Below are 20,354 nucleotides of genomic sequence, written 5' to 3'. Positions count from 1 at the left end.
CTTGCTGATCTGACGGCTGATTCTCGCGCGGTCCTTCCAGTTTCTCTAGCACACCGCGGCTTCAAGCGGTTCGGCTACGCTCGGCGAACGATCCCGGGAGGTATCTGATGAACGACGCTGAGCAGGTCGAGTTCGCGCCGGAGTGGGACCGGCCTGTCGATTACATTCAACGCACCCGCGACTGGTACCTCGCGCTCGGGTACGGAAATCCGTACCGGTGGGCGCACTTTACCGATAGCCCGTTCGCGCCGCTCACCACGCCGCTTCACCGCAGCCGAGTCGCGCTCGTGACCACTGCGGCGCAGTATCAGCCCGACAAGGGCGATCAGGGTCCTGGAGCGCCGTACAACGCGGCGGCGAAGTTCTATGAGGTGTACGAAGGCAGCACCGAGACCGATCCCGACCTGCGAATCTCGCACGTTGCCATTGATCGCGCACACACGTCGGCCACCGATATGCAGGCTTGGTTTCCGATTCACGCGGCACGCCGGACAGCGGCAGCTGGACGCATCGGGGAACTCGCAACGCGCTTCTATGGGCTTCCGACGAACCGCAGCCAGCGACATACGCTGGCCGTCGACGCGCCGGAAGTCGTCGCGCGCTGCCACGACGCTGACATCGATGCGGTGGTGTTGATCGCGAACTGCCCTGTGTGTCACCAGAGCTGTTCGCTGACCGCGCGTGCCCTGGAGGCCAGCGGTATCTCCACCGTGCTGATGGGCGCGGCAAAGGACATTGTGGAGTACTGCGGCGTACCGCGCTTCGTGTTCAGTGACGTCCCGTTGGGCAACGCCGCTGGGATCCCGCACGACACGCCTTCGCAGGACGCCACGTTCGAACTGGCCTTACAGGTGCTCGAGTCGGCCCCGGCCGCACGAACAACGGTGACCAATCCGTTGCGGTGGCCGGGGCCACGCGAGTGGCGCCTCGATTACAACAACGCTGAGCGGCTCGATGCTGACGAACTCGCACGACTTCGCGCCGAGAACGACGACATCAAACGCATCGCGCAAACGGTCCGCAATAGGTAACACCGCCTGTCGCCGTGTCGGCGCTCAGCCGTTGATGCGGGTCTTGCCCTCCCAGTACTGCGCCTTGAGGCGGCGCTTGAAGAGTTTGCCGGTGTCTTCGCGAGGTAGCTTCTGCTCGAACACCACCACTTTCGGCACCTTGTAGCCGGCGAGCGTTTCGCGCACATGCCGGCGTACGTCGTCCTCGGTCATCGAGGCGCCTTCGACAAGTTGGACGTGGGCGGCGAGCGCCTCCCCCATTTCCTTGTCCGGGATGCCGAACACGGCCACATCCTCGATGCCATCGAGGTTGTGTAGGGAGGCTTCAATTTCGGCCGGGTAGATGTTCACCCCTCCGGAGATCACCATGTCGTTGGCTCGATCGGACAGGAAGAGGTAGCCCTCTTCGTCCACGTAACCGATATCGCCAACGGTGAAGAAATCCCCGCGTGCGATGTCACGACGTTTTTCATCATTACCGATATAGGTGAAATCCGGCCACGTACTACCGGATTTTCCGTAGACCATGCCCTCCTCGCCAGCGGGCAGTTCCTGGTCGTCCGGTCCGAGAATTTTGATCTGACATTCGCCGACGGGTTTGCCGACAGTACCCGGACGCGCGAGAGATTCCTCGCTGGTGACGTAGGTCCACGCGCCGCCCTCCGAACCACCGTAGTACTCGTAAATGATCGGACCGAGCCAGTCGATCATTGCCTCTTTGAGGTCCGGCGGGCATGGCGCCGCGGCGTGTACGACGGCCTTGAGGGAGGACAGGTCGTATTTGTCGCGCTCGGCCTTGGGGACCGCCAGGAGGCGCCGGAACATCACCGGAACCATCTGAGTGGTCTGAATCTTGTACTGGTCCACCATCCGCATGAACTCGATGGGATCGAATCGCGGCATGAGGTGGGTGGTCACCCCCATCGCGATCGCCCAGATGAAGTGAGTGTTCGGCGAGGCGTGATACATCGGCGCCGGCACGATCGTTGATTCGCCGGGAGCGAATTTCAGCAGTTCGGTAACCCCTTCGAACACCTCCGGCATCCACGCCGGGTCCATGGGTTCGCGGATAACCCCCTTCGCGAGACCGGTCGTCCCCGACGTATAGATGATGCTGTTCGGCGGCACGGTATTCGGGTCGCTCACTGGCTCGTTCTGGGCGACCAAATCCTCGATCGTCGCGAAGTCACCGGTCGCCGCAACGTCTCCGATCCGGTACGCGGCACTGATTTCGGGCGGTGTCTGCACCTCGATCACCACAACGTGCTCCGGTTTGTTCTCGATTACTGCCGGGAGCAGATCTGTATGCACGAAAGCGACCTTGACCGCGCTATTGCTCAGCAGATGTTTGAGGTCGGCTCCGGTCCAATGCCAATTGACCGGCACCGGTATCGCACCGATGAGTCCACCGGCGATGGTTGCTTCAGCGAAACAGACTTCGTTGCGCATCACGATGGCGTAGCGGTCGTTTGGCCCGAGCCCTAGCGCGCGCAGCCCACTGGCTATGCGGGCTGCGCGCACCCGTACTTCGTCGATTGATCGTGCTCGGTCGGCGGTGTAGACGGCAGGTTGTGTCATGGCGAAACTCCTTGGCACTTGGGATGCCTCGACCTAACCATCACCACACCATTTTGTGAAGCCGATCACTCGTCCGCGTCGGTTCAGTTCGCGGCGTACCGGATCAGGTGGTGCTCGTCGGTGCCGAACTCGCTCTCAATCGCGGTGAGGCGCTTGAAATAGTGCCCAACCGCGAGTTCCTCGGTCATGCCCATACCGCCGTGCAACTGAACCGCTTGCTGACCGACGTACCGCGCCGCGCGGGCCACCGTTACCTTCGCTGCCGACACTGCTTTCGCTCGCGCCTGCGGCTGACGTTCCAGCGCGCCGAATGCAAGTTCGGCGGCCGCCGATGCCTGTTCGGTCTGGATGTACATGTCGACCATGCGGTGCTGCAGCACCTGGAAACTGCCGATCGGCTTGCCGAACTGTTCGCGTTGTTTGGCGTACTCCACAGTGTCGTCGACGAGCTTGCGCATGCAACCAACGGCTTCGGAACAGACCGCGGCCGTCGCGGAATCGACCGCGAGATCCAGTGCAGCCCACGCGCCGCCCTCGGCGCCTACGAGCGCGTCGGCGGAAAGCTGTACTCCGTCGAGGACGAGGTCGGCGGCAAGCCTGTCATCGTAGGTCCGCATCACGTGTTGACTCAGCCCGGCCGGCGCGTCTGCGGTAGCGATACGAAACAGTGAGATGCCGTCGACATCTCGCCGCGCGCCGGAGGTGCGAGCGGTGATAAGCAGATCGGTGGCGACTGGGGCGAACGTTACGACTGCTTTCGCCCCGTTCAGCACCCAACCCTCACCGTCACGACGCGCCGTGGTCTGTACGTCGTGATAACAGTGACCGCTGCCCGACTCGAGCGTGCCGACCGCGTAGATCGCTCGTGCCTCGGCGATCGCCCGCAGGTGATCGTTGGCTTGTGCGCCGACGAGCTCGCGCACGAGGGTGCCTGCCAGTACCACGGTCTCGACGTACGGCTCGACCACGAGCGCGCCGCCGAGCGCTTCGGTGATCGTCAGCGCTTCAGCTGCGCCACCGTCATCACCTGCTGCCTCGGCGCTGAACGTGGCGCCTAGGATGCCGAGTTCGCTGGCGAATGCTTGCCAAATGTCCGGCTGCCAGCCGGAGCCGTTCTTGATGACGTCGCGGCTCTTGGCCAGGTCGTACCGTTCGCCCAGGAAACGATTCAGATACTGGCGTAATTGCGCGTGTTCGTCAGTGATGGAAATGGTCATGACAGCCCCAGCCGTGCCTTGGCGATGATGTTGCGTTGAATCTCGTTACTGCCGGCGTAGATCGATCCGGCCCGATCGTTCAGGTACCGACTAGACGCGACGGCCTGCCACGGCTCGCCGCCGACGTACCCGTCCGAAGGCGGCACGAAGTTCATGACCTGTCCGCCCGGCATCGTTGCGTGCGGTTGATATGCCCGCCCGTACGGCCCGGCGGCCTGTAACGCCAGATGGGTGAGGTCCTGGCTGAGTTCGCTGGAGAGAATCTTCTGCATCGACGATGCCGTACCGGGGTCCTTCCCACTCGATACAGCCGACAGTGTGCGCTGTTCGAGCACGTCAAGTACGTCGATCCGAATCTCCAATTCGGCCAGTCGACGCATGAACGCCGGATCCTCACTCAACGGTCCACCGTCCGGACCGCTCTGCTGCGCTGCTTCGGCAGCGAGTGCCTCGGCGCGCACCTTGAGCCCGGGCGAGGCCGCCGAACCGCCCCGCTCGAATAGCAGCAGGTACTTCGCAACACTCCAGCCGTCATCGATCTCGCCGAGCACGTTAGCTTTCGGAACGCGCACGTTGTCGAAGAAGACCTCGTTCTGCACGCGTTCGCCCGAGGACATCACCAGTGGGCGCACCTGGACGCCGGGAGTTCTCATATCGATCAGCAGGAAGGTAATGCCGCGCTGTTTGACATCGGTGCGCGTCGTGCGCACCAGGCAGAAGATCCAGTTGGCCTCGTTGGCGTGCGTCGTCCAGATCTTGCTGCCGGTGCAGATCAGGTCATCGCCGTCGTCCTCGGCGCGCATCGCGAGCGAGGCGAGGTCCGAACCGGATCCTGGCTCGGAGTACCCCTGGCAAAAGAAGACCTCACCGGTCAGTATCCGCGGCAGAAAGTAATCCTGCTGTTGTTGGCTGCCGTATCGCATGATCGCCCACGCGACCATCCGGATGCCCATGGGCGACAGGCCGGGCGCTCCCGCGCGGGTGCATTCGCTGCTGAAGATGTAGTGCTGGCGCGGGGTCCAGTCGCACCCACCGAATTCGACCGGCCATGCCGGCGCGGCCCAGCCTTTCTGGCGGAGGATCTCCTGCCACTGCATACTCGCTTCATGATCGGGGTAGACCGACGTGGTGAGCTTTCCGGCGCGGCGGAGTTCCTCGGTGAGGTTTTGCTCGAGGAAGTCGCGAACCTCCTCACGAAACGCGGCCTCGGAACTGGTGAGACCGACGATGTCCTGTTCTGCCATGAATCCCTCTTATTTCAGTAGCCGCAGGCCCTCAGCGGCGCGGTCGATATGTTCTTGCTGGTGTGGTTGCAATCGAGTGGTGGGGTTGGCGGCCAGTCGCGGCATGAAGGTGTCGACGATGTCGGTGCGTACACCGCTGAGTTCCTCTACGACGGCCAGACCGCAGAACGGCACGTACCACGCCGAGTATCCGCCTTCGTGTACGACCAGAAGCCGGCCGTCGCTGCGATCTACCGCAAACTGTTTGAGTTGCGCCGTCATCCAGCGGAAGTCATCGCTACCGAGCATCATCCGTCCGTGCGGGTCGTACGTACCCGAATCGAATCCGCACGCGACGATCACCATCTCGGGCGCGTAGGCATCGAGCGCGGGCAACACAATCTGCTCGAATGCTTGCTGATAGGCGCCACGCGCGGACCCTGGCGGCAACGGGATATTCAGGTTCATGCCTTCGGCCGCGGGTCCGCCTCGTTCATCGACGAGTCCCTGCGCGTCCGGGAACAACTGATCCTGGTGGACCGAGATGCTCAGCACGTCCGGATCGTCCCAGAACATCGCCTGGGTCCCATTGCCGTGGTGCACATCCCAGTCGACGACAGCGAACCGTGTCAGGCTGGTCGCCGCGCGGATCGCATGGATTGCGATCGCGATGTTCCCAAACACGCAGAACCCCAGCCCGGTGTCGGGCAGTGCGTGGTGTCCGGGCGGGCGAGTGAGCGCGTAAGCGTTGTCGACCTCGCGGCGAGCGACCGCGAGTCCCGCCTCGATCACACCCCCAGCGGCGAGACGTGCGATGTCCAAATCGCCGTGGCTGAATACCGTCCGTCCGATGCCGCGGTCGGCGATCCCGCCACGAGGATGAGCGTTCTGCTCCTCTAAGTACGCGAGGTAGTCCGCGGTATGCGCGGTGAGTATCTCCTCGTCAGTGGCCTGGCGAGGCCGGATCGGGGTCAATTCATGAATGAGGCCGGAGGCCGATACCAGAGAGGCGAGCCGTCGCTTGGTCTCCCCATTTTCCATATGTACATCGGGTTCGCCCCATCCGCCGGGCGGCACCAGGCCAGCGAATCGACCCGTGTCATACCAACCGTACCGCTCGTGCCACACCCATCCCGTGTTCGAGGAGGCCATCATTGCCCGCCGAGACCCCAGCGAATGTCCTCTTGCAGCATGGCGTGGAACTCCGGCGTGTAGGCGTTCTCCGGATCACGACGCACGTGCTCGTCCAGGCCGACGGCGTCCTCGCCGACGAGAATCCGCCACTTATCCCGACGCACGCCGTCCAGGATGATCCCCGCCGCTTCGGCCGCAGTGGTCGGTGCCTTCTCCTCGAAATGCCGAGCTCGATCGGCAACCAACGCCTGGATCTCATCGTCGCTCAGTGATTCGATGTCCTCGCCGAGTACGGACATGCGCCCACGGACATCGGCGATCTCGCTGGGGCTGAGCTGATCACTGTCCACACCGGTTGCGACCTTGCGCGAGTTCGACACGATCGCGGTTCCGATGTGTCCGGGCATGACTACCGCCGCGCTCACGTGCGGCGCATTGACGCGCAGATCAGTAATCAGCGCCTCGGTGAATCCCTTCACAGCGAACTTCGCCGCGCCGTACGCCGTATGTGGTGTGGTCGGGCCCAGGCTGGCCCAGAAGCCGTTCACGCTGGAGGTGTTCACGATCCGCGCTTCGTCGGCGGCAATGAGCATCGGGAGGAAGGTTCGAACGCCGAGATAAACACCGCCCCAGTCGATGCTGAAGGTACGTTCCCAGGATTCCCGCGAGTCGGTGATAATGCTGCCACCGCCACCGATACCGGCGTTGTTGAACAGTAGGTGGATGTGGTCGGTGTCGTGCTGCTCGCGGACTTCAGCGGCAAAGTTCTGCAACTGTGACTCGTCGGCGACATCTACCAGGTGAGTGGTTACCCGCACGTCGTACTCAGCGCACAATTCTCGAGTCTCCGTGAGGCCTCGCTCAGCGATATCGCAGGCCGCGACATGGCATCCTTGTGCCGCGAGTTGCCGAACCAACTCCCGACCCATTCCTGATCCTGCCCCGGTGACTACAGCGATTCGGCCGTTGACCTGCATTCGTTCCTCCACATTTATCGACTGTGGCGAAACTATCAGTTCTCCGCGGTACCGAGCCTATTCGACAACCGTGCAAGTAGATCCGAGACGTCGACGCCCGTGAGGTCCTTCGACAGCTGCAGTCCTTGCGCCACGTTTCCAGCCACAGATTTCGACAGCGCAGCCGGCCCGTCGGCCGAGATCACCGTCATCTGATCGACATTCGACAGCGGGGCCGCCGCCGAGCCGACCACCTCGGGCAGCACCTTCACCAATAGGTCCAGCATCGCAGCCTCGCCATAGGTCGCGAACGCCTCGGAACGCTTGTCCATCGCCTCAGCCTCGGCCTGTCCGCGAGCGAGGATCGCAGATGCTTCGGCAGCACCCTCACGTTCAATCGCGTCGGCGATCGCCTGACGGCGCAATTTCTCGGCCTCACCCTTCTTGGCGCCCTCGATCGCCTCAGCTTCAGCCAATGCCGTACGTCGTGCCTGCTCACCTTCACCGGTCAGGCGTGCCAGTTCGGCCTGCGCCTGCGCGTTCGCGATCGTCGCCTGCCGGTCGGCGTCCGCCTTGAGGATCGCGGCGTTCTTGGCCGCCTCGGCTTCCTGTTCGACGCGGTACCGCGCGGCGTCAGCTGGTTTGCGAACGTCAGTGTCGAGTTGCCGTTCGGTCAGAGCCGCGTTCGCGACCGCGACCTTCTCGCGTTCGGAAAGGATGCGCCGGTCCTGTTCCGCCTTCGCCAACGGTCCGGCTGCGGCCGCATCTGCCTGCGCTGCGTCGATCTGTGCATTGACCTCGGCACGCTTCAGTTCCAGCTGCCGGTTGGCTACCGCGATCGCCTCATCGGCGAGTAGCTGCTCTTGCTCGGCGGCCTGCCGCGCCCGAGCTTCGGCGATCGCAGCCTCTTTGATCACTCGTGCAGCTTCGGGCCGACCCAGATCCTGCAGGTACGTGCCCTCTGCCTGGATGTCTTGCAGTTGGAAGGTATCGAGCACCAAACCTTGCCCTGTCAGCGACGATTCAGCCTCCTCTGCAACCGCCGAGGCGAAGGCCGCGCGGTCACGGATGATCTCCTCGATTGTCAGCCGGCCGACGATCGAGCGCAGCGCGCCGGCGAGCACCTCGGATGTGAAGACGTCGATGCCTTCTTGCTGATTCAGGAAGCGCTGCGCGGCCGCGCGGATCGAAGACTCGCTACCGCCCACCTTCACGATCGCGACGCCTTCGAGATCGCACTTGACTCCTTGCAGGCTGACCGCGCCACGAATGCCGACCGGGATCCGACGGCTGGACAGGTCGATACTGTGCAACTTCTGCACGACCGGCAGTACGAAAACAGATGCGCCCATCACGACCTTCTGGCCGGAGAGGTCCGTGGAGATCGACCCGTCATTTCCCGTCACCGACCGTCCGCGGCGCCCGGTAACCAGAAATGCCTGGTTTGGTCCGGCCACCTTGATCCGAGAGAGAATCAGCAGCACAAGCAGGATGATGAGTACGACGAATCCGATGATGGATATGACGATCGGCGACATGATTTCCCTCTGCTGTCGGGTACCGAGATTTGATTATGGGAACTGCGATTCGCCTGTGGAGACGACCTCGACCGACGTCGCGGAGAGCGCATTGATAACGAAAATGGGCGTGCCACTGGCGATCGGTTGATCGGCACGCGCCGAATACTTCAGGTCGGTCCCGTTCAGGTTGATGCGGACCTCACCGTACCCGGCGGCCGGAATCGGCGTGATGACGACGCCGAGCGCGCCCGCCAGGTCGTCCTCAGTCAGCGTGCGATCGGTGCGCATATTCGACAGGCTGCGCGTCAGTCGCACGGCACCGAAGGCAAGCGGAAGCGCGAGCAATAACCCGGCGATCAGCGCCGGGGTCACACTTCCGAAAATGCTGGCCGCGATCGCGCCGAAGAAGCCCACACCGCCGACGTACGCGGCGATCGCGGGTAGCGAGAACGGGCCGTCTGCGTCGACATCGCCGAGATGAATTAGATCCCCAACGACTAATGACAGCAGCAGAACCCCGAGACCCACGGCACCCACAATGAGGAATCCAAGGGTGACCGGATCCATGACGCCGCCTTAGCTGGATGTGTGGTGAACGTTATGCCACAGCCTATTACCTATAAGGCACGGGCAATGATGGTGCGCTGTACCTCATTCGCACCCTCGTAGATCCGCGATGCTCGGACGTCGCGATAGAGCCGCTCCAACAGGTGGCCACGTTGCAGCCCACTCGCTCCGTGGTACTGGATCGCGGTATCGATCACCCGTTGCGCTGTCTCGGTCGCCCGCAGTTTCGCCATGGCCGAGTACGTCGTTATCTCGGGGTCTCCCGCGTCGAGCGCATGCGCCGCGAGCCGCACCAACGCTCGCGACGCAGCAAGTTCGGATTGGGCGTCAGCAAGGCCGTGCGCGAGTGCTTGTTGCGAAAACAGCGGCGCGCCGAACGCGACCCGTTCTTTGGTATGCCTGGTCGTCTCGTCCATAGCGGCTTGCGCCATACCGCAGGCTGCTGCGCCCACGCTGGGCCGAAACCGGTCGAGATTGGCCATCGCCGGTCGGAACCCGTCATCCAGCACGCCGACGAGTTGCTCGGCCTCTACCGCGACATCGGCGAAGTCCAGCTGACCGAGCGGGTGCGGCGAGACCATCTCGATCGGCTCAGCGCTCAGACCGGCGGCGTCGCCGGGAACCAGGAATGCCGAGATACCGCGCGCTCGCGCTCCTTGCGTAGTGCGAGCGAAAGTCACATAGAAGTCGGCATCGGGTGCGTTGGTGATCCACCGTTTGGTGCCATTCAGCCGCCACCCACTCCCTCGTTGAGTCGCACTCAGGCTGAGATTCGCCGCATCCGACCCCGCGCCCGGTTCGGTGAGGGCTAGCCCAGCGATCGCCACGCCGGAGCGCAACTTCTCGATCCAGGCATCCCGGTGGTCTTCGCTGGCGCTGACCAGTGGATAACCGCCGATACCTTGCATCGCGAAACCTGATTCTGCCTCGACGGTCTCGTAGGACAGCGCTTCTCGGATCAGGCAAATGGTCATCGCGGACGCAGGCTGGAACTGCTCGCCCACCCCGGTCGGATACAACTGCTCCAGTAGCCCGGTTTCACCCAACGCGGCGACCTGTTCGCGGTTCACACGTCCGTCGTGTCGATCGAGCGGCGCGAGTACCTCGCGCGCCAATTCCCTCGTCTGCAAGAACAAATCTCGCTCGCGCTCGGTGAGCCCGAATGTCTCCACACCGCGTGGCGTACTGCTCATCGTCTGGCTCCTAGTTCGCTGACGTACCGGCGATGAAGCGCTCGCGTAGATCCTTCTTCAGGATCTTCATCGCACCGGAGGTTGGCAGGTCTTCGGTCTGCAAGGTCCACGACTTCGGGACCTTGTATCCAGCTATCTGTGCTCGAACGTGTTGCTCGATGTCGGCCTCGGCAAGTTCACGGTCGTTGTGCGTGACGATGACAGCGTGCACCTGCTCACCCCAACGCTCGCTCGGCACACCGATCACGGCTACCTGCCGAACGGCGGGATGCGTGGAGATGGCATTTTCCACCTCCGCGGAGTACACGTTCTCGCCACCGGTGATGATCATGTCCTTAATCCGGTCCACGACCCACATGTAGCCGCGCTCGTCCATCCGACCCATATCGCCGGTGCGGTACCAGCCATCTCGAAATACCTCGGCGGTCTCCTTTGGCATCTGCCAGTAACCGTCGGTCAGATTTCCCCCGCGTACGCAGATTTCGCCGTGCTCACCGGGCGGCAGGATCACGCCGTTGGCGTCCTGGATCGTCGCCGTCACTCCAGGCGCAACGCGGCCGACCGAGGCGATCAGCGAACGATCGGCGAGCAGTTCCTCCCAGCGCAGGAAGCTCACGACTGAGGTGGATTCGGTCATACCGTAGCCGTGCAGCAGTTTGACGTTCGGCAGATCGCGAACCAGGCGATCGACGGTGCCCTGCGGCATGGGTGCGCTGCCGTACACGAGCTGCTGCAAGGACGCGAGCTTCGTGACATCCTCGCCGCAGGCATCCAGCAACATCCCGACCATCGTCGGGCCCATCTGCGATTCGGTGACGCGGAACTTCTCGACCGTCTCCAGCACCAGTTCGGGCGTGAACTTCGGCAACACGCATTGCTGACCTCCGCCGGCAGTGGGACCCATCAACCCCCACATTGCCGCGCCATGGAAGATCGGGCTCTGATGCAGGTAGACGGTGTGCGCGCCGGGACGGTGGATCGACAACTGGTGAAACATATTCAACACGGCGGCCTTATGCGAAATCATCACGCCCTTGGGGCGTCCCGTCGTACCGCCGGTGTACATCAGCGCCATCAGATCGGTTTCATCCGGCTCATCCAGCGGACCCGGCTGAGATGCGGATAGGAACTGTTCGAAATCGGTGACGCCGTCGCCGTGCCAGCGAATTCCCACCACGGTAGGCGAACCGAAACCGCCTGTCTGTGCCACCTCGCTCCAGAGTTCACGCAGGTCGGCGTCGACGAAGACCAGTCGGGCACCGCTATCGGCGAGAATGCCCGCGAGTTCGGCGGCGGCAAGTCGGTAATTCAGCGGGGTGATCACGGCTGCGCCGAGCATCGCAGACTGCCAGGCCTCGAGGAACTCGTGAGTGTTCAAGGAAAGTACGGCGTACCGTTCCGACGGCGATCCCAGCACCGATTGGATTGAGCGACCAAGGCGTTCGATGCGGTCCGTGTGCTCGGCGAACGTCGAGGAGAACTCGCCATCTCGAATTGCGATGGCGTCGTGACGCCACGCGGCGGTCGGGTAATACGTGCGCCCGTAGATCAACTCCTGCACTGTGCTGTCCCCATCCACTCGTAGGTTCCCTGCAGAGTACGAGATGACGCCGAGGGGAACCATGACATACGCCTTAGTATGTCGACATGACTTTGCCGGATCGGGACGGGGACGATTCCAATGAGCGCGTCACCGAAATCCTGGACGCCGCCGCAAAGGTGTTCGCCGAGCGCGGTTTCGATCGATCCAGCATCGACGATGTGGCTGCGGAACTAGGCGCGACCAAGGGGCGTATCTACCACTACTGGCGTACGAAGGCCGCGTTATTACTCGCTGTACAGCAACGTGGTATCGAACGAATGATCGCCCACGTGCAGCCGATCGTGGCGGACGAAGCCCTGACGCCGTTCGATCGGCTCGCTCGGATGGCCCGCGCTCACATAGCCGCAATGGTCGCCGATCTCGACTACCAAAGGGTTCTTCTGCAAAGCATCAACGTCTACTCTCAATCCGCGCGTTCTCATCCGCATTGGATCGATGTCACCGAGAAGATCAACGCACTACGGCGGGATTACGAGCAGTTGTTCGTGGAGCTCATTCGCACCGGCCAGCAAGATGGCAGCGTTGCCGGCACCGATCCGGTACTTACCGCCAAAGCCTTGCTCGGAACGCTGAACTGGGCGTGTGTATGGCACCGGCAGGCGGCCGATCCCAGCAGGCGGGCATTGCGCGATTCGCGCACCGTTCACGAGCTCTCCGAGTTTGCGATCCGCGGGTTGCGTCGTTGAGGACTCCTGGACACGGGTAGTGACATACGCAATAGTAGGTCGAATCCGACCGAAGGGGCTCTTTCATGTCTGCAGCTGTGAACAAGTCACTGGCCGCTGGCGCCCTCGCGCTCATTCTCTGCGCGGCGTGCTCAACGAAATCGTCCGATGGCGGTGACTCGATGAGCGAAGGTGGCCTGAAGACAGATGTAGGAGTCAGCGATTCGGAGATTCGGCTCGCGGTGATGACCGATCTGTCCGGGCCGTACAAGGCAGGCGGTTTGGCGATCGCGGCCGGAAACCAGTTGTGGGCTGACACCGTGAACTCCGCTGGCGGTATCTGCGGCCGCGACATCGTGCTGGATATGCAGGACACGGTGTACAAAGTTGATGTCGCGGTTCCCCAGTACGCCTCGGTTGCTCAGGATGACTTGGGCGTACTGCAACTCGGCGGCTCGCACATCCTGTCGGCGCTCAAGGAGAAGATGACCGCCGATGATGTGCTCAGCACCCCGGCCGGGTGGGCTGCGGGGAATCTGGATCGCGAACAGATCATGCTGGTCGGACAGACCTACGACGTTGAGATGATCAACGGCCTGTCTTTCATGCAGGAGCAAGGCATGCTGGCCGATGGCGACAAGATCGGCCACATTTGGCAGGACGCCGAGTACGGACAGAACGGCAAGATGGCGGTCGACTGGTACGCCGAACAACACGATCTCGATGTCGTGTCGATGCCGATTTCGACCACCGATACAGACATGACGGCGACCGTCACCAAATTGAAGAGCGAAGGTGTCGACCTGATCGCGATCACCACCACCCCGGCCGCGACCGGCTCCATCGCGCTGCAAAACGCCGAGCAGGGATTGTCCGTACCGATGATCGGCAACAACCAGGCATTCCAGCCGCAACTGCTGGACGATCCGGCGATGGTCGATGCCCTGAGCAACTTCTACATGGTCTCCTCCACTGCCCCTTTCTCGGCGGATCTTGAACTGTCGAAGCAAATCGCCGAGGACTACACCGATTCAACCGATGACGAGCCGAGCGTCGGCGTCCCCATGGGCTACAGCACCGGGATGGTCTGGGAAGCAGTACTGAACGAGGCGTGTGACTCCGGGGATATGACCCGCAAGGGTGTGCTCGCGGCAAAGAAGAAGGTCACTTCACTTGATACCGAGGGACTTACCGGGACGTTGGACTTTTCCAAGGACGGTGAGCCATCGACCCGCGAAGCCTTCATCCTGACGCCAGATCCGGACGTAGCCGGCGGGCTGAGCATCGAGGCGGACCTGTTCGTCTCCGATGACGCGAAGGAGTACAAGACCCCGCATCAGAAGTAGTCTCTGGGCAGCGCCTGATTCCTCGGAGGTTCGGCATGACGGACTACGGTCACGAGTTACTTTTCGGCACGTTTGTCACCCCGACGGCCGATAATCCCCGTCAAGCCCTCGATCTGGCGATGGCTGCGGACACTGCGGGCTTGGATCTGGTGACCTTCCAGGACCATCCGTATCAGTCATCGTTCCTGGATACCTGGACCTTGATGTCGTATGTCGCTGCCCGCACGGAGCGCATTCGCATCGCCGGAAATGTGCTCAGTCTGCCGTTGCGGCCTCCGGCCGTATTGGCCCGAGCCGTCGCCAGCCTCGACATACTCAGCGGCGGACGAGTGAACCTTGGCCTGGGTGCGGGCGCATTTTGGGAGGGCATCGCCGCGATGGGCGGCCGCCGGCTTACCCCGGGGCAGGGAGTCGACGCGCTACGCGAGGCCATCACCGTGATCCGTGAACTGTGGGACACCGACAAGCGCGGCGGTGTGCAGCATGACGGCGAGCACTACCAGGTTGTCGGCGCAAAACGTGGGCCGGCACCAGCCCATGAGGTCCCGATCTGGGTTGGCGCGTACAAACCAAAGATGCTGGCGCTGACCGGAGCTCACGCGGATGGGTGGCTGCCGTCGATGGAGTACCTATCGGGCGGCGCCGCGGACCTGCCAGTACTCAATGCCCGCATAGACGCCGCCGCGATCCAGGCCGGCCGATCCCCCACGGACATCCGCCGGCTGATGAATTACATGGGCGCGTCGCAGTCGCCCTCGCGTCAGTGGGCCGAGGAACTCGCCGCCCTCGCGATCACACACGGCATCAGTGCCTTCATCATCGGCGGCGATGACCGCGCTATCACCGAACGATTTGCCGGCGAGGTTGCCCCCGCCGTGCGCGAGCTGGTCGCCGCCGAGCGCCGCTAGCCCGATGGACTGAGCAGCGGCTCGCGCCTGTGCGAACGGCACGCTGCAGAGATGCCACCAGTAACCACGACCGGGCGGGTATCGGCGTCTAGAACTCCAGGACGATGCGGCCTCGCACACCGCCGCCGATCAGCATCTGCTGTGCGGCGGCCGCGTCTTCGGCCGGGAACGTCTTCGCGATACGCAACGACAGCACGCCCTCCTCGGCCTGCTGACGCAGCGCGTCCAACGCTTCGCGGTTCTTCCAGTAGTTCGCGACACCAACCGGGAAGAACTGCAACTGACGCTCGCCGTTCCCCTTCCAGAACCGGACTGTAGCCACCTTGCCATCGTCCTTGACCGCGGAGAGTACCTGCTCGCCCTGAACGGATCCGTCGGCCAGGGCGTCCACACCGTCGGCGAAATGTTCCCGGAAGCGGTCCGCGACATTCTCGCCACGTCGCACGATGATGTCGGCACCGAACCCGCGGACCAGTTCTTCATCGGACTCGGACGAGTCCGCGATCACCGTCAGCCCATCAGCCTTCGCCAGCTGTACGACGTACCCGCCGAAAGCGCCTGCCGCGCCGGTCACAGCCAGCACCTGTCCCGGCTGCAACCCCAGTAGATCCAGGGCAAGTCGCGCGGTGAGCCCGTTCATCGGCAGCGACGCAGCTTCGACATGTGAGGTACCCGCGGGTGCGTGGGTGACCGACTCGGCCGGGAGCACAATGCTGGCCCGATAGCCGCCGTGCGCCTCGTTCGGGACGACGATGCCCATCACCCGATCACCGATCTTCAGATCGGTGTCGGTGCCCTCACCGATCTCGTCGATCACACCAGCGACGTCCATCCCCGGCACGTACGGGAAGTTCGGTTCCTGCCCAGGGCGGACCCGAGCACCCAACGGGATGTACGTATCGGTCGGATTCACGGCAGCAGCGTGTACGGCGACCCGTACCTCGCCAGGGCCGGCATGGTCAATCGGTACCTCGATCACGTGCAGTTTTTCGGCGCCACCGAACTCAGTCACACCGACAATGCGCGTCGTCTCTGTCATCGAACACTCCTTAGAAGGCCTCTGCATCAACCTAAGCGGTCGATGTGGCCGGGACAACGCCTGTCCACACAGCGAAACAGGCGCCCAGCCGTTATCGGTAACTGACGAACTTATCCAGTGGCATCGGTTCACCAGTCACCACAGAACCGCTGCTCAACAACGCATCGATCCGCGGTGTTTCGATCCCCACGCTGCGCAGGATCTCAACGCTGTGCTGGCCGAGTCCGGGCGGACCCATCACGTCCGAGCGCTCGGTCTCGCTGAAGCGCACCAACCGGCCCGTCGCGAAGAACGGCCGCCCATTAGGCCTCGATTGCTGCTGGATCAATTCGCTGTCGCGAAGGTTCTTGTGCTCGATCAGCTCGTTCGGGTGGTAGGCGCCGACCACGTCGATTCCGGCCGCCGTCAACGATTTCACTACCTCGTCGCGCTCTCGCGTCGCGAAGGCAGCCTCCAGGTCGCCAGTCAACCCGAGTTCAGCAAGCGCGCCTCGCTGTTCTTCGGTCGCCTGAAGCCGGATCCAACCATCGCCGGCCGTGGCATACAGCCGATCAAGTTCGGATGGGCCCTGGTATTCCGCGCCGCCTCGCCGCGGACGTCGGCGGCCCTCGAAGCGAGTGATCTCGCCGGATTGCATGAACACCGAGGTCGCCGCGAGCGAGCCGGTGATCTGCTGACCGCGTCCCGCACGCGCGCGGTGATGCAGCGCGACGGTGGTGGCGAACGTGCCGATCACCGCTGAGCAAATGTCGTTGACTGCCATCGTCAGGAACACCGGATCGCCGTCCCCACCCTGGGCACGCATCATGCCGCTCATCGCCTGCAATACCGGATCGAAGCCGGGCTCGGCCTGCAGCGGTCCGGCGTGGCCGTATCCGGTGAACGACAACGTGATGATCTGGTCGTTGATCGCGCTGAGCGTGTCGTAGTCGATACCCAGTCGCGTCAGAACGCCCGGTCGGAAGTTATCGACAACCACGTCGCTGTGTCGCACCAGATCGTAGAAGGCCTCGCGCGCGGCCTCATCGCGTAGGTTGATCGCGAGCGAGCGCATACCGCGGTTGTACATGAACCCCTTGACGCGGAAGGAATCTCCCTCCAACGGCTCTACCTTCACCACCTCGGCGCCGAGCTCAGCGAGCAGGCTGCCGGTCAACGGACCGGCGAGCACAGTGCCGAGATCAAGCACACGCAGCCCCGTCAGCGGGCCGTCGGCCCCAGCGGTGGCGCTGGCGGTCGCGGTGATGACATCCGAGGCGACCCACTCGACGGCGTCCACTGCATCCGCTCGCGAGGGCGCCGGCGTGCGAACGCTACCGGGGGTGTCAGCGAGATTGATCGGCACCGCGGGCATGACGACGCGGCCACGATGCGGGTCATCGATCTCCGCGCGCATGCCGATCGCCTGGACCTGGTCGTGGTCAAGCCAACATTCGCGCTCCTGTACCGGCCCGGCCGGCACGCCGCGGCGATGTAGTTCGGCCAACCAATGATCGCGTGGCTTCGTTGCGTACACCGCTGCGATCTCCGCACGGACCCAATCGCGATTCTCCAGTAGCAACATCGCGTCCATGTCGCCATTGATCCGCGGATCGGTCGGGATATCGAGGCCAAGCATCTCGAACATGGGCAATTGGAACTTCGGTGTCAGCGCTCCGACGAACAGCCATTCGCCGTCCGAACACTGGTATGGGCTGTACGTCGCGTTCGGCCCGCCATTACCTGCCGCCGGCGCAACGACGATGTTGTCGGGATCCACGACCGACGTGGCGCATCCGGCGATCGCACCGGCGTGTGCGCCGCCAACGGTCACCGTCTGCCCCTGCCCGGTCAAGGTGCGGTGGTGTACGGCGGCCAGCGCGCTGGTAGCGCCCCAGATTCCCTGGACATAGATGACATGCCGGTACACCGGGTCGATCGGTCCGGTCGTTGCTGAGGACTGTCGTAGGGACATGCCGATGGCAGCCGCAGCCAACTCGTTCGACTCGCGCCCCGACGCCCACGGACAGAAGTCGGCGTACGCCGGCTGCACCACCACGATCCGCGTAGGGTTCGGGTTGTCCTCCAAGAGCTGCGAGAGCTCCTCGGCGGAGACGACTTCCTCGGCGGTACGTTGAGTCACCACGATGTCGCTGGCCGCGATGAGTGCGGCCAACTGCTGTCGATCCGCCGCCACGTCCGGGTTCAGCAGTGACAATCGTTTGTTTCGATCCCACATCGCGTAGCCAGGATCCTCGCGCTTGGCAGCACGAGTGCCGTCGGCGTGTTCCACCCGGAGCACGTCGGCACCGAAGTCCGCGAGCATCATCGTCATCAGGGCCGGAGCGACTCCGGTCGATAGGTCGAGGACCTTCAGATCGTCAAGCGCAGTCATTCGTGGTGTCTCCTACCCCTCGTCGCAAACTGCCCTTCACCGTAGCGGTACCCGGCGCGGAACCCCACGGCGTGACCCCCAGAAACTGACTGAACGGTCGCTCTGACAGCTGGTGAGAGGCACCTCGGTACTGTGAGTGCGATCGTCATCATCGACCTCGGGAGACGCAGACGCATGCCGTTAACCCTGCGCGAAGTACTGGACCTCAAAGAAGTCACCACGGATTCGTTCCGGGCGCCGACCGCGGCAGGCGGTGATCGCCTATTCGGCGGATTCCTGCTGGGGCAGGCATTCGTCGCCGCGATGCGCACGATCGGCGACGATCGTGATGCCAACTCGATCCAGGCCACCTTCCTGCGTGCCGGTGACATGGGGCGTGACATCAGCGTCGAGGTCGAGCGGGTTCGCGACGGCGGCTCCTTCAGCAGCCGGCAGGTGATCATGCACCAGGACGGGCGGGAACTGCTGCGCGCGATGGTGTCCGCGCATACCGGCGAAGACGGCGAGGACTGGCAACAAGAGTTCGCGGCACCCGCGCTACGGCCGGACGACGCGCATCCGTTACCGGCCGGCAACCGGCTCTCGGTCGCGAATGCTTTCGAGATCCGATCGATCACCCCGTGGGATGGTGAGAACAGGCTGCATCCCTACTGGATCCGGCTCACCGACGAGCTCGACGATGCGCGCTACATGCAGCACGCCGCGCTGCTGGCGATCAGCGATCTGACCGTGATCCGGTCGGCACGCGCGTCGAATGCAAACGGTATGGGGTTCGCCGCGATGAGCCTGGATCACACGCTGTGGTTCCATCGCCCGCCCCGGCTGACCGAATGGACCTATGTCGACGTGTACCCGACGACGAACTCGCGTAGTCGCGGTATGGCGCAGGGACGAATCATGGACGCAGACGGACGCCTCCTGGCCTCGCTGAGCCAAGAGGTGCTGATGCGGATGCCGCGCAGGCCCACACCGCCGACGACCGAACACACCATCGCCGGCGGATAACGGCGATTAGGCCTCCAGGACGCCGCCGGACACGAGCCGCTGCATGGTCTCAATCCGCCGTCGCACGCTGCCGCCGTGCACGAAGAGCGCCTCACTCACGCCGCGTGCGCTGAATCCCTCGATGACCTCCCGGATCTGATCCACGGTCCCCCGTACGATCCACTGCTCGTGCGCCGGACCGTCGTCGGTGGGATGGTCAGTGACCTCAATCGGGACGAACAACGCAGTGTCCACGGACCCCTCGAGGCCGAGTTCGGCCTTACGGGCCCGAATCCGCTCGGAGCCCGCGTTCAGGAACTGTTCTGTCGAGCCGTTCACGTGTGGGAACCAGGTCGTTGCAAACCGCGCGGTCCGGTTCAATGCCGCCTTCGATGCTCCGCCGATCCATACCGGCAGCGTGCGCTTCTGATGTAGCTGCGGGCTGATGTGCACATCGGTCGCGGCGACGTACTGCCCGCTGTAATCCAATTTGGTGTCACCACCGAACGCCTGCTCCAGCAACTCCAGCGTCTCGTTGGTGATCTTGCCTCGTTGACTGAAGTCCACGCCGAGGGCGTCGAACTCTTCGGAGAGCCAGCCTGCACCAGCACCGAAGATCAGCCGACCCTCCGATACCTGATCGACGGTGGCAATCGACTTCGCGAGCACCAGGCGGTCACGGTACGGCACCACACACACGCCCGTTCCCAAGGCGATCCGTGAGGTGACACCGGCGAGGAATGCGAGCGTGGCGAACGGGTCGTAGAACTGCCCCTCTTTCGGCACTGGATAGATGCCGTCATCCGAAAAGGGGTAGAAGGAGTTCTGCACTTCGGGCAGGACGACATGATCGCCGGTCCACAGGGTCGAGTAGCCCAGTTCCTCCGCCGCCTGACCGACGTCCCGCAGCGCCGATGCTGACGCTGTGCGTGCAAACTGCGGAACCATTAGCCCGATCTTCATCTGTCCCCCGTGTATGTCTGCCTATGGATTGGTTACATAGCAGTCAAACACGAGGGACCGATCACAGACCAGCC

At 63.3% G+C, this 20,354-nt stretch carries 17 protein-coding genes; 5 read left to right on the top strand and 12 right to left on the bottom strand.

What is annotated here, in order from left to right; all coding sequences use genetic code 11:
- The first annotated feature begins 107 nt into the window (after positions 1 to 107).
- A complete protein-coding gene (locus tag E1H16_RS16720) occupies positions 108 to 1,031 on the top strand; it encodes a glycine reductase (protein ID WP_134325060.1) in 924 nt (307 codons plus the stop codon).
- Between the two features lie 24 nt (positions 1,032 to 1,055).
- Here E1H16_RS16720 and E1H16_RS16715 read toward each other — a convergent pair whose 3' ends face one another.
- The 9 genes from E1H16_RS16715 to E1H16_RS16675 all read right to left on the bottom strand — a co-directional run bounded on the left by E1H16_RS16715 (position 1,056) and on the right by E1H16_RS16675 (position 12,022).
- Positions 1,056 to 2,588 (bottom strand): AMP-binding protein, encoded by a 1,533-nt coding sequence (locus tag E1H16_RS16715; RefSeq protein WP_134325059.1) that lies wholly within the window; start codon positions 2,586 to 2,588, stop codon positions 1,056 to 1,058.
- Positions 2,589 to 2,671: 83 nt separating this feature from the next.
- Positions 2,672 to 3,805 (bottom strand): acyl-CoA dehydrogenase family protein, encoded by a 1,134-nt coding sequence (locus E1H16_RS16710; RefSeq protein ID WP_134325058.1) that lies wholly within the window; start codon positions 3,803 to 3,805, stop codon positions 2,672 to 2,674.
- Complete coding sequence (locus E1H16_RS16705) at positions 3,802 to 5,049, bottom strand: acyl-CoA dehydrogenase family protein (protein ID WP_134325057.1); 1,248 nt, start codon at positions 5,047 to 5,049, stop codon at positions 3,802 to 3,804. The genes E1H16_RS16710 and E1H16_RS16705 overlap by 4 nt, the downstream gene beginning before the upstream one ends.
- A 9-nt stretch (positions 5,050 to 5,058) precedes the next feature.
- Positions 5,059 to 6,180: a class II histone deacetylase gene (locus tag E1H16_RS16700; RefSeq protein ID WP_208379116.1), complete on the bottom strand. Its 1,122-nt coding sequence runs from the start codon at positions 6,178 to 6,180 to the stop codon at positions 5,059 to 5,061.
- Positions 6,180 to 7,139 (bottom strand): SDR family NAD(P)-dependent oxidoreductase, encoded by a 960-nt coding sequence (locus E1H16_RS16695; protein ID WP_134325055.1) that lies wholly within the window; start codon positions 7,137 to 7,139, stop codon positions 6,180 to 6,182. Before E1H16_RS16695 ends, E1H16_RS16700 begins: the two co-directional genes overlap by 1 nt.
- A gap of 35 nt (positions 7,140 to 7,174) precedes the next feature.
- On the bottom strand, positions 7,175 to 8,656 hold the full coding sequence (locus E1H16_RS16690; RefSeq protein ID WP_134325054.1) for a flotillin family protein: 1,482 nt from the start codon (positions 8,654 to 8,656) through the stop codon (positions 7,175 to 7,177).
- A gap of 33 nt (positions 8,657 to 8,689) precedes the next feature.
- Positions 8,690 to 9,205: a hypothetical protein gene (locus E1H16_RS16685; RefSeq protein ID WP_134325053.1), complete on the bottom strand. Its 516-nt coding sequence runs from the start codon at positions 9,203 to 9,205 to the stop codon at positions 8,690 to 8,692.
- 50 nt (positions 9,206 to 9,255) lie between these two features.
- Complete coding sequence (locus E1H16_RS16680; protein ID WP_134325052.1) at positions 9,256 to 10,398, bottom strand: acyl-CoA dehydrogenase family protein; 1,143 nt, start codon at positions 10,396 to 10,398, stop codon at positions 9,256 to 9,258.
- 10 nt (positions 10,399 to 10,408) lie between these two features.
- Positions 10,409 to 12,022 (bottom strand): class I adenylate-forming enzyme family protein, encoded by a 1,614-nt coding sequence (locus tag E1H16_RS16675; RefSeq protein WP_134325051.1) that lies wholly within the window; start codon positions 12,020 to 12,022, stop codon positions 10,409 to 10,411.
- 23 nt (positions 12,023 to 12,045) lie between these two features.
- On the opposite strand from E1H16_RS16675, the gene E1H16_RS16670 reads away from it, so the two are divergent.
- The 3 genes from E1H16_RS16670 (at position 12,046) to E1H16_RS16660 (ending at position 14,920) form a co-directional block, all read left to right on the top strand.
- Entirely contained in the window at positions 12,046 to 12,687 is a 642-nt protein-coding gene (locus E1H16_RS16670) for a TetR/AcrR family transcriptional regulator (protein ID WP_134325050.1), read from the top strand.
- A 65-nt stretch (positions 12,688 to 12,752) separates the two neighbouring features.
- The gene (locus E1H16_RS16665) at positions 12,753 to 14,012 is read left to right on the top strand and encodes an ABC transporter substrate-binding protein (RefSeq protein WP_134325049.1); all 1,260 of its coding nucleotides are present in this window, start codon (positions 12,753 to 12,755) and stop codon (positions 14,010 to 14,012) included.
- A gap of 35 nt (positions 14,013 to 14,047) precedes the next feature.
- A complete protein-coding gene (locus E1H16_RS16660; protein ID WP_134325048.1) occupies positions 14,048 to 14,920 on the top strand; it encodes an LLM class flavin-dependent oxidoreductase in 873 nt (290 codons plus the stop codon).
- 88 nt (positions 14,921 to 15,008) lie between these two features.
- On the opposite strand, the gene E1H16_RS16655 is transcribed toward E1H16_RS16660, so the two are convergent.
- Together E1H16_RS16655 and E1H16_RS16650 are read right to left on the bottom strand one after the other, a co-directional pair.
- On the bottom strand, positions 15,009 to 15,959 hold the full coding sequence (locus tag E1H16_RS16655) for an NADP-dependent oxidoreductase (RefSeq protein WP_134325047.1): 951 nt from the start codon (positions 15,957 to 15,959) through the stop codon (positions 15,009 to 15,011).
- A gap of 91 nt (positions 15,960 to 16,050) precedes the next feature.
- Positions 16,051 to 18,333: a CaiB/BaiF CoA-transferase family protein gene (locus E1H16_RS16650; protein WP_134325046.1), complete on the bottom strand. Its 2,283-nt coding sequence runs from the start codon at positions 18,331 to 18,333 to the stop codon at positions 16,051 to 16,053.
- Positions 18,334 to 18,507: 174 nt separating this feature from the next.
- Between E1H16_RS16650 and E1H16_RS16645 the strand changes: the two genes are divergently transcribed.
- Positions 18,508 to 19,338, top strand: coding sequence for an acyl-CoA thioesterase (locus tag E1H16_RS16645; RefSeq protein ID WP_134325045.1), 831 nt, complete (start codon positions 18,508 to 18,510; stop codon positions 19,336 to 19,338).
- Between the two features lie 6 nt (positions 19,339 to 19,344).
- On the opposite strand, the gene E1H16_RS16640 is transcribed toward E1H16_RS16645, so the two are convergent.
- Entirely contained in the window at positions 19,345 to 20,280 is a 936-nt protein-coding gene (locus E1H16_RS16640) for a TIGR03619 family F420-dependent LLM class oxidoreductase (RefSeq protein ID WP_134325044.1), read from the bottom strand.
- Between the last annotated feature and the right edge of the window lie 74 nt (positions 20,281 to 20,354).

The organism is Cumulibacter soli, from assembly GCF_004382795.1.
GTDB lineage: Bacteria > Actinomycetota > Actinomycetes > Mycobacteriales > Antricoccaceae > Cumulibacter > Cumulibacter soli.
This window is presented reverse-complemented; position numbering and strand designations above follow the sequence as displayed.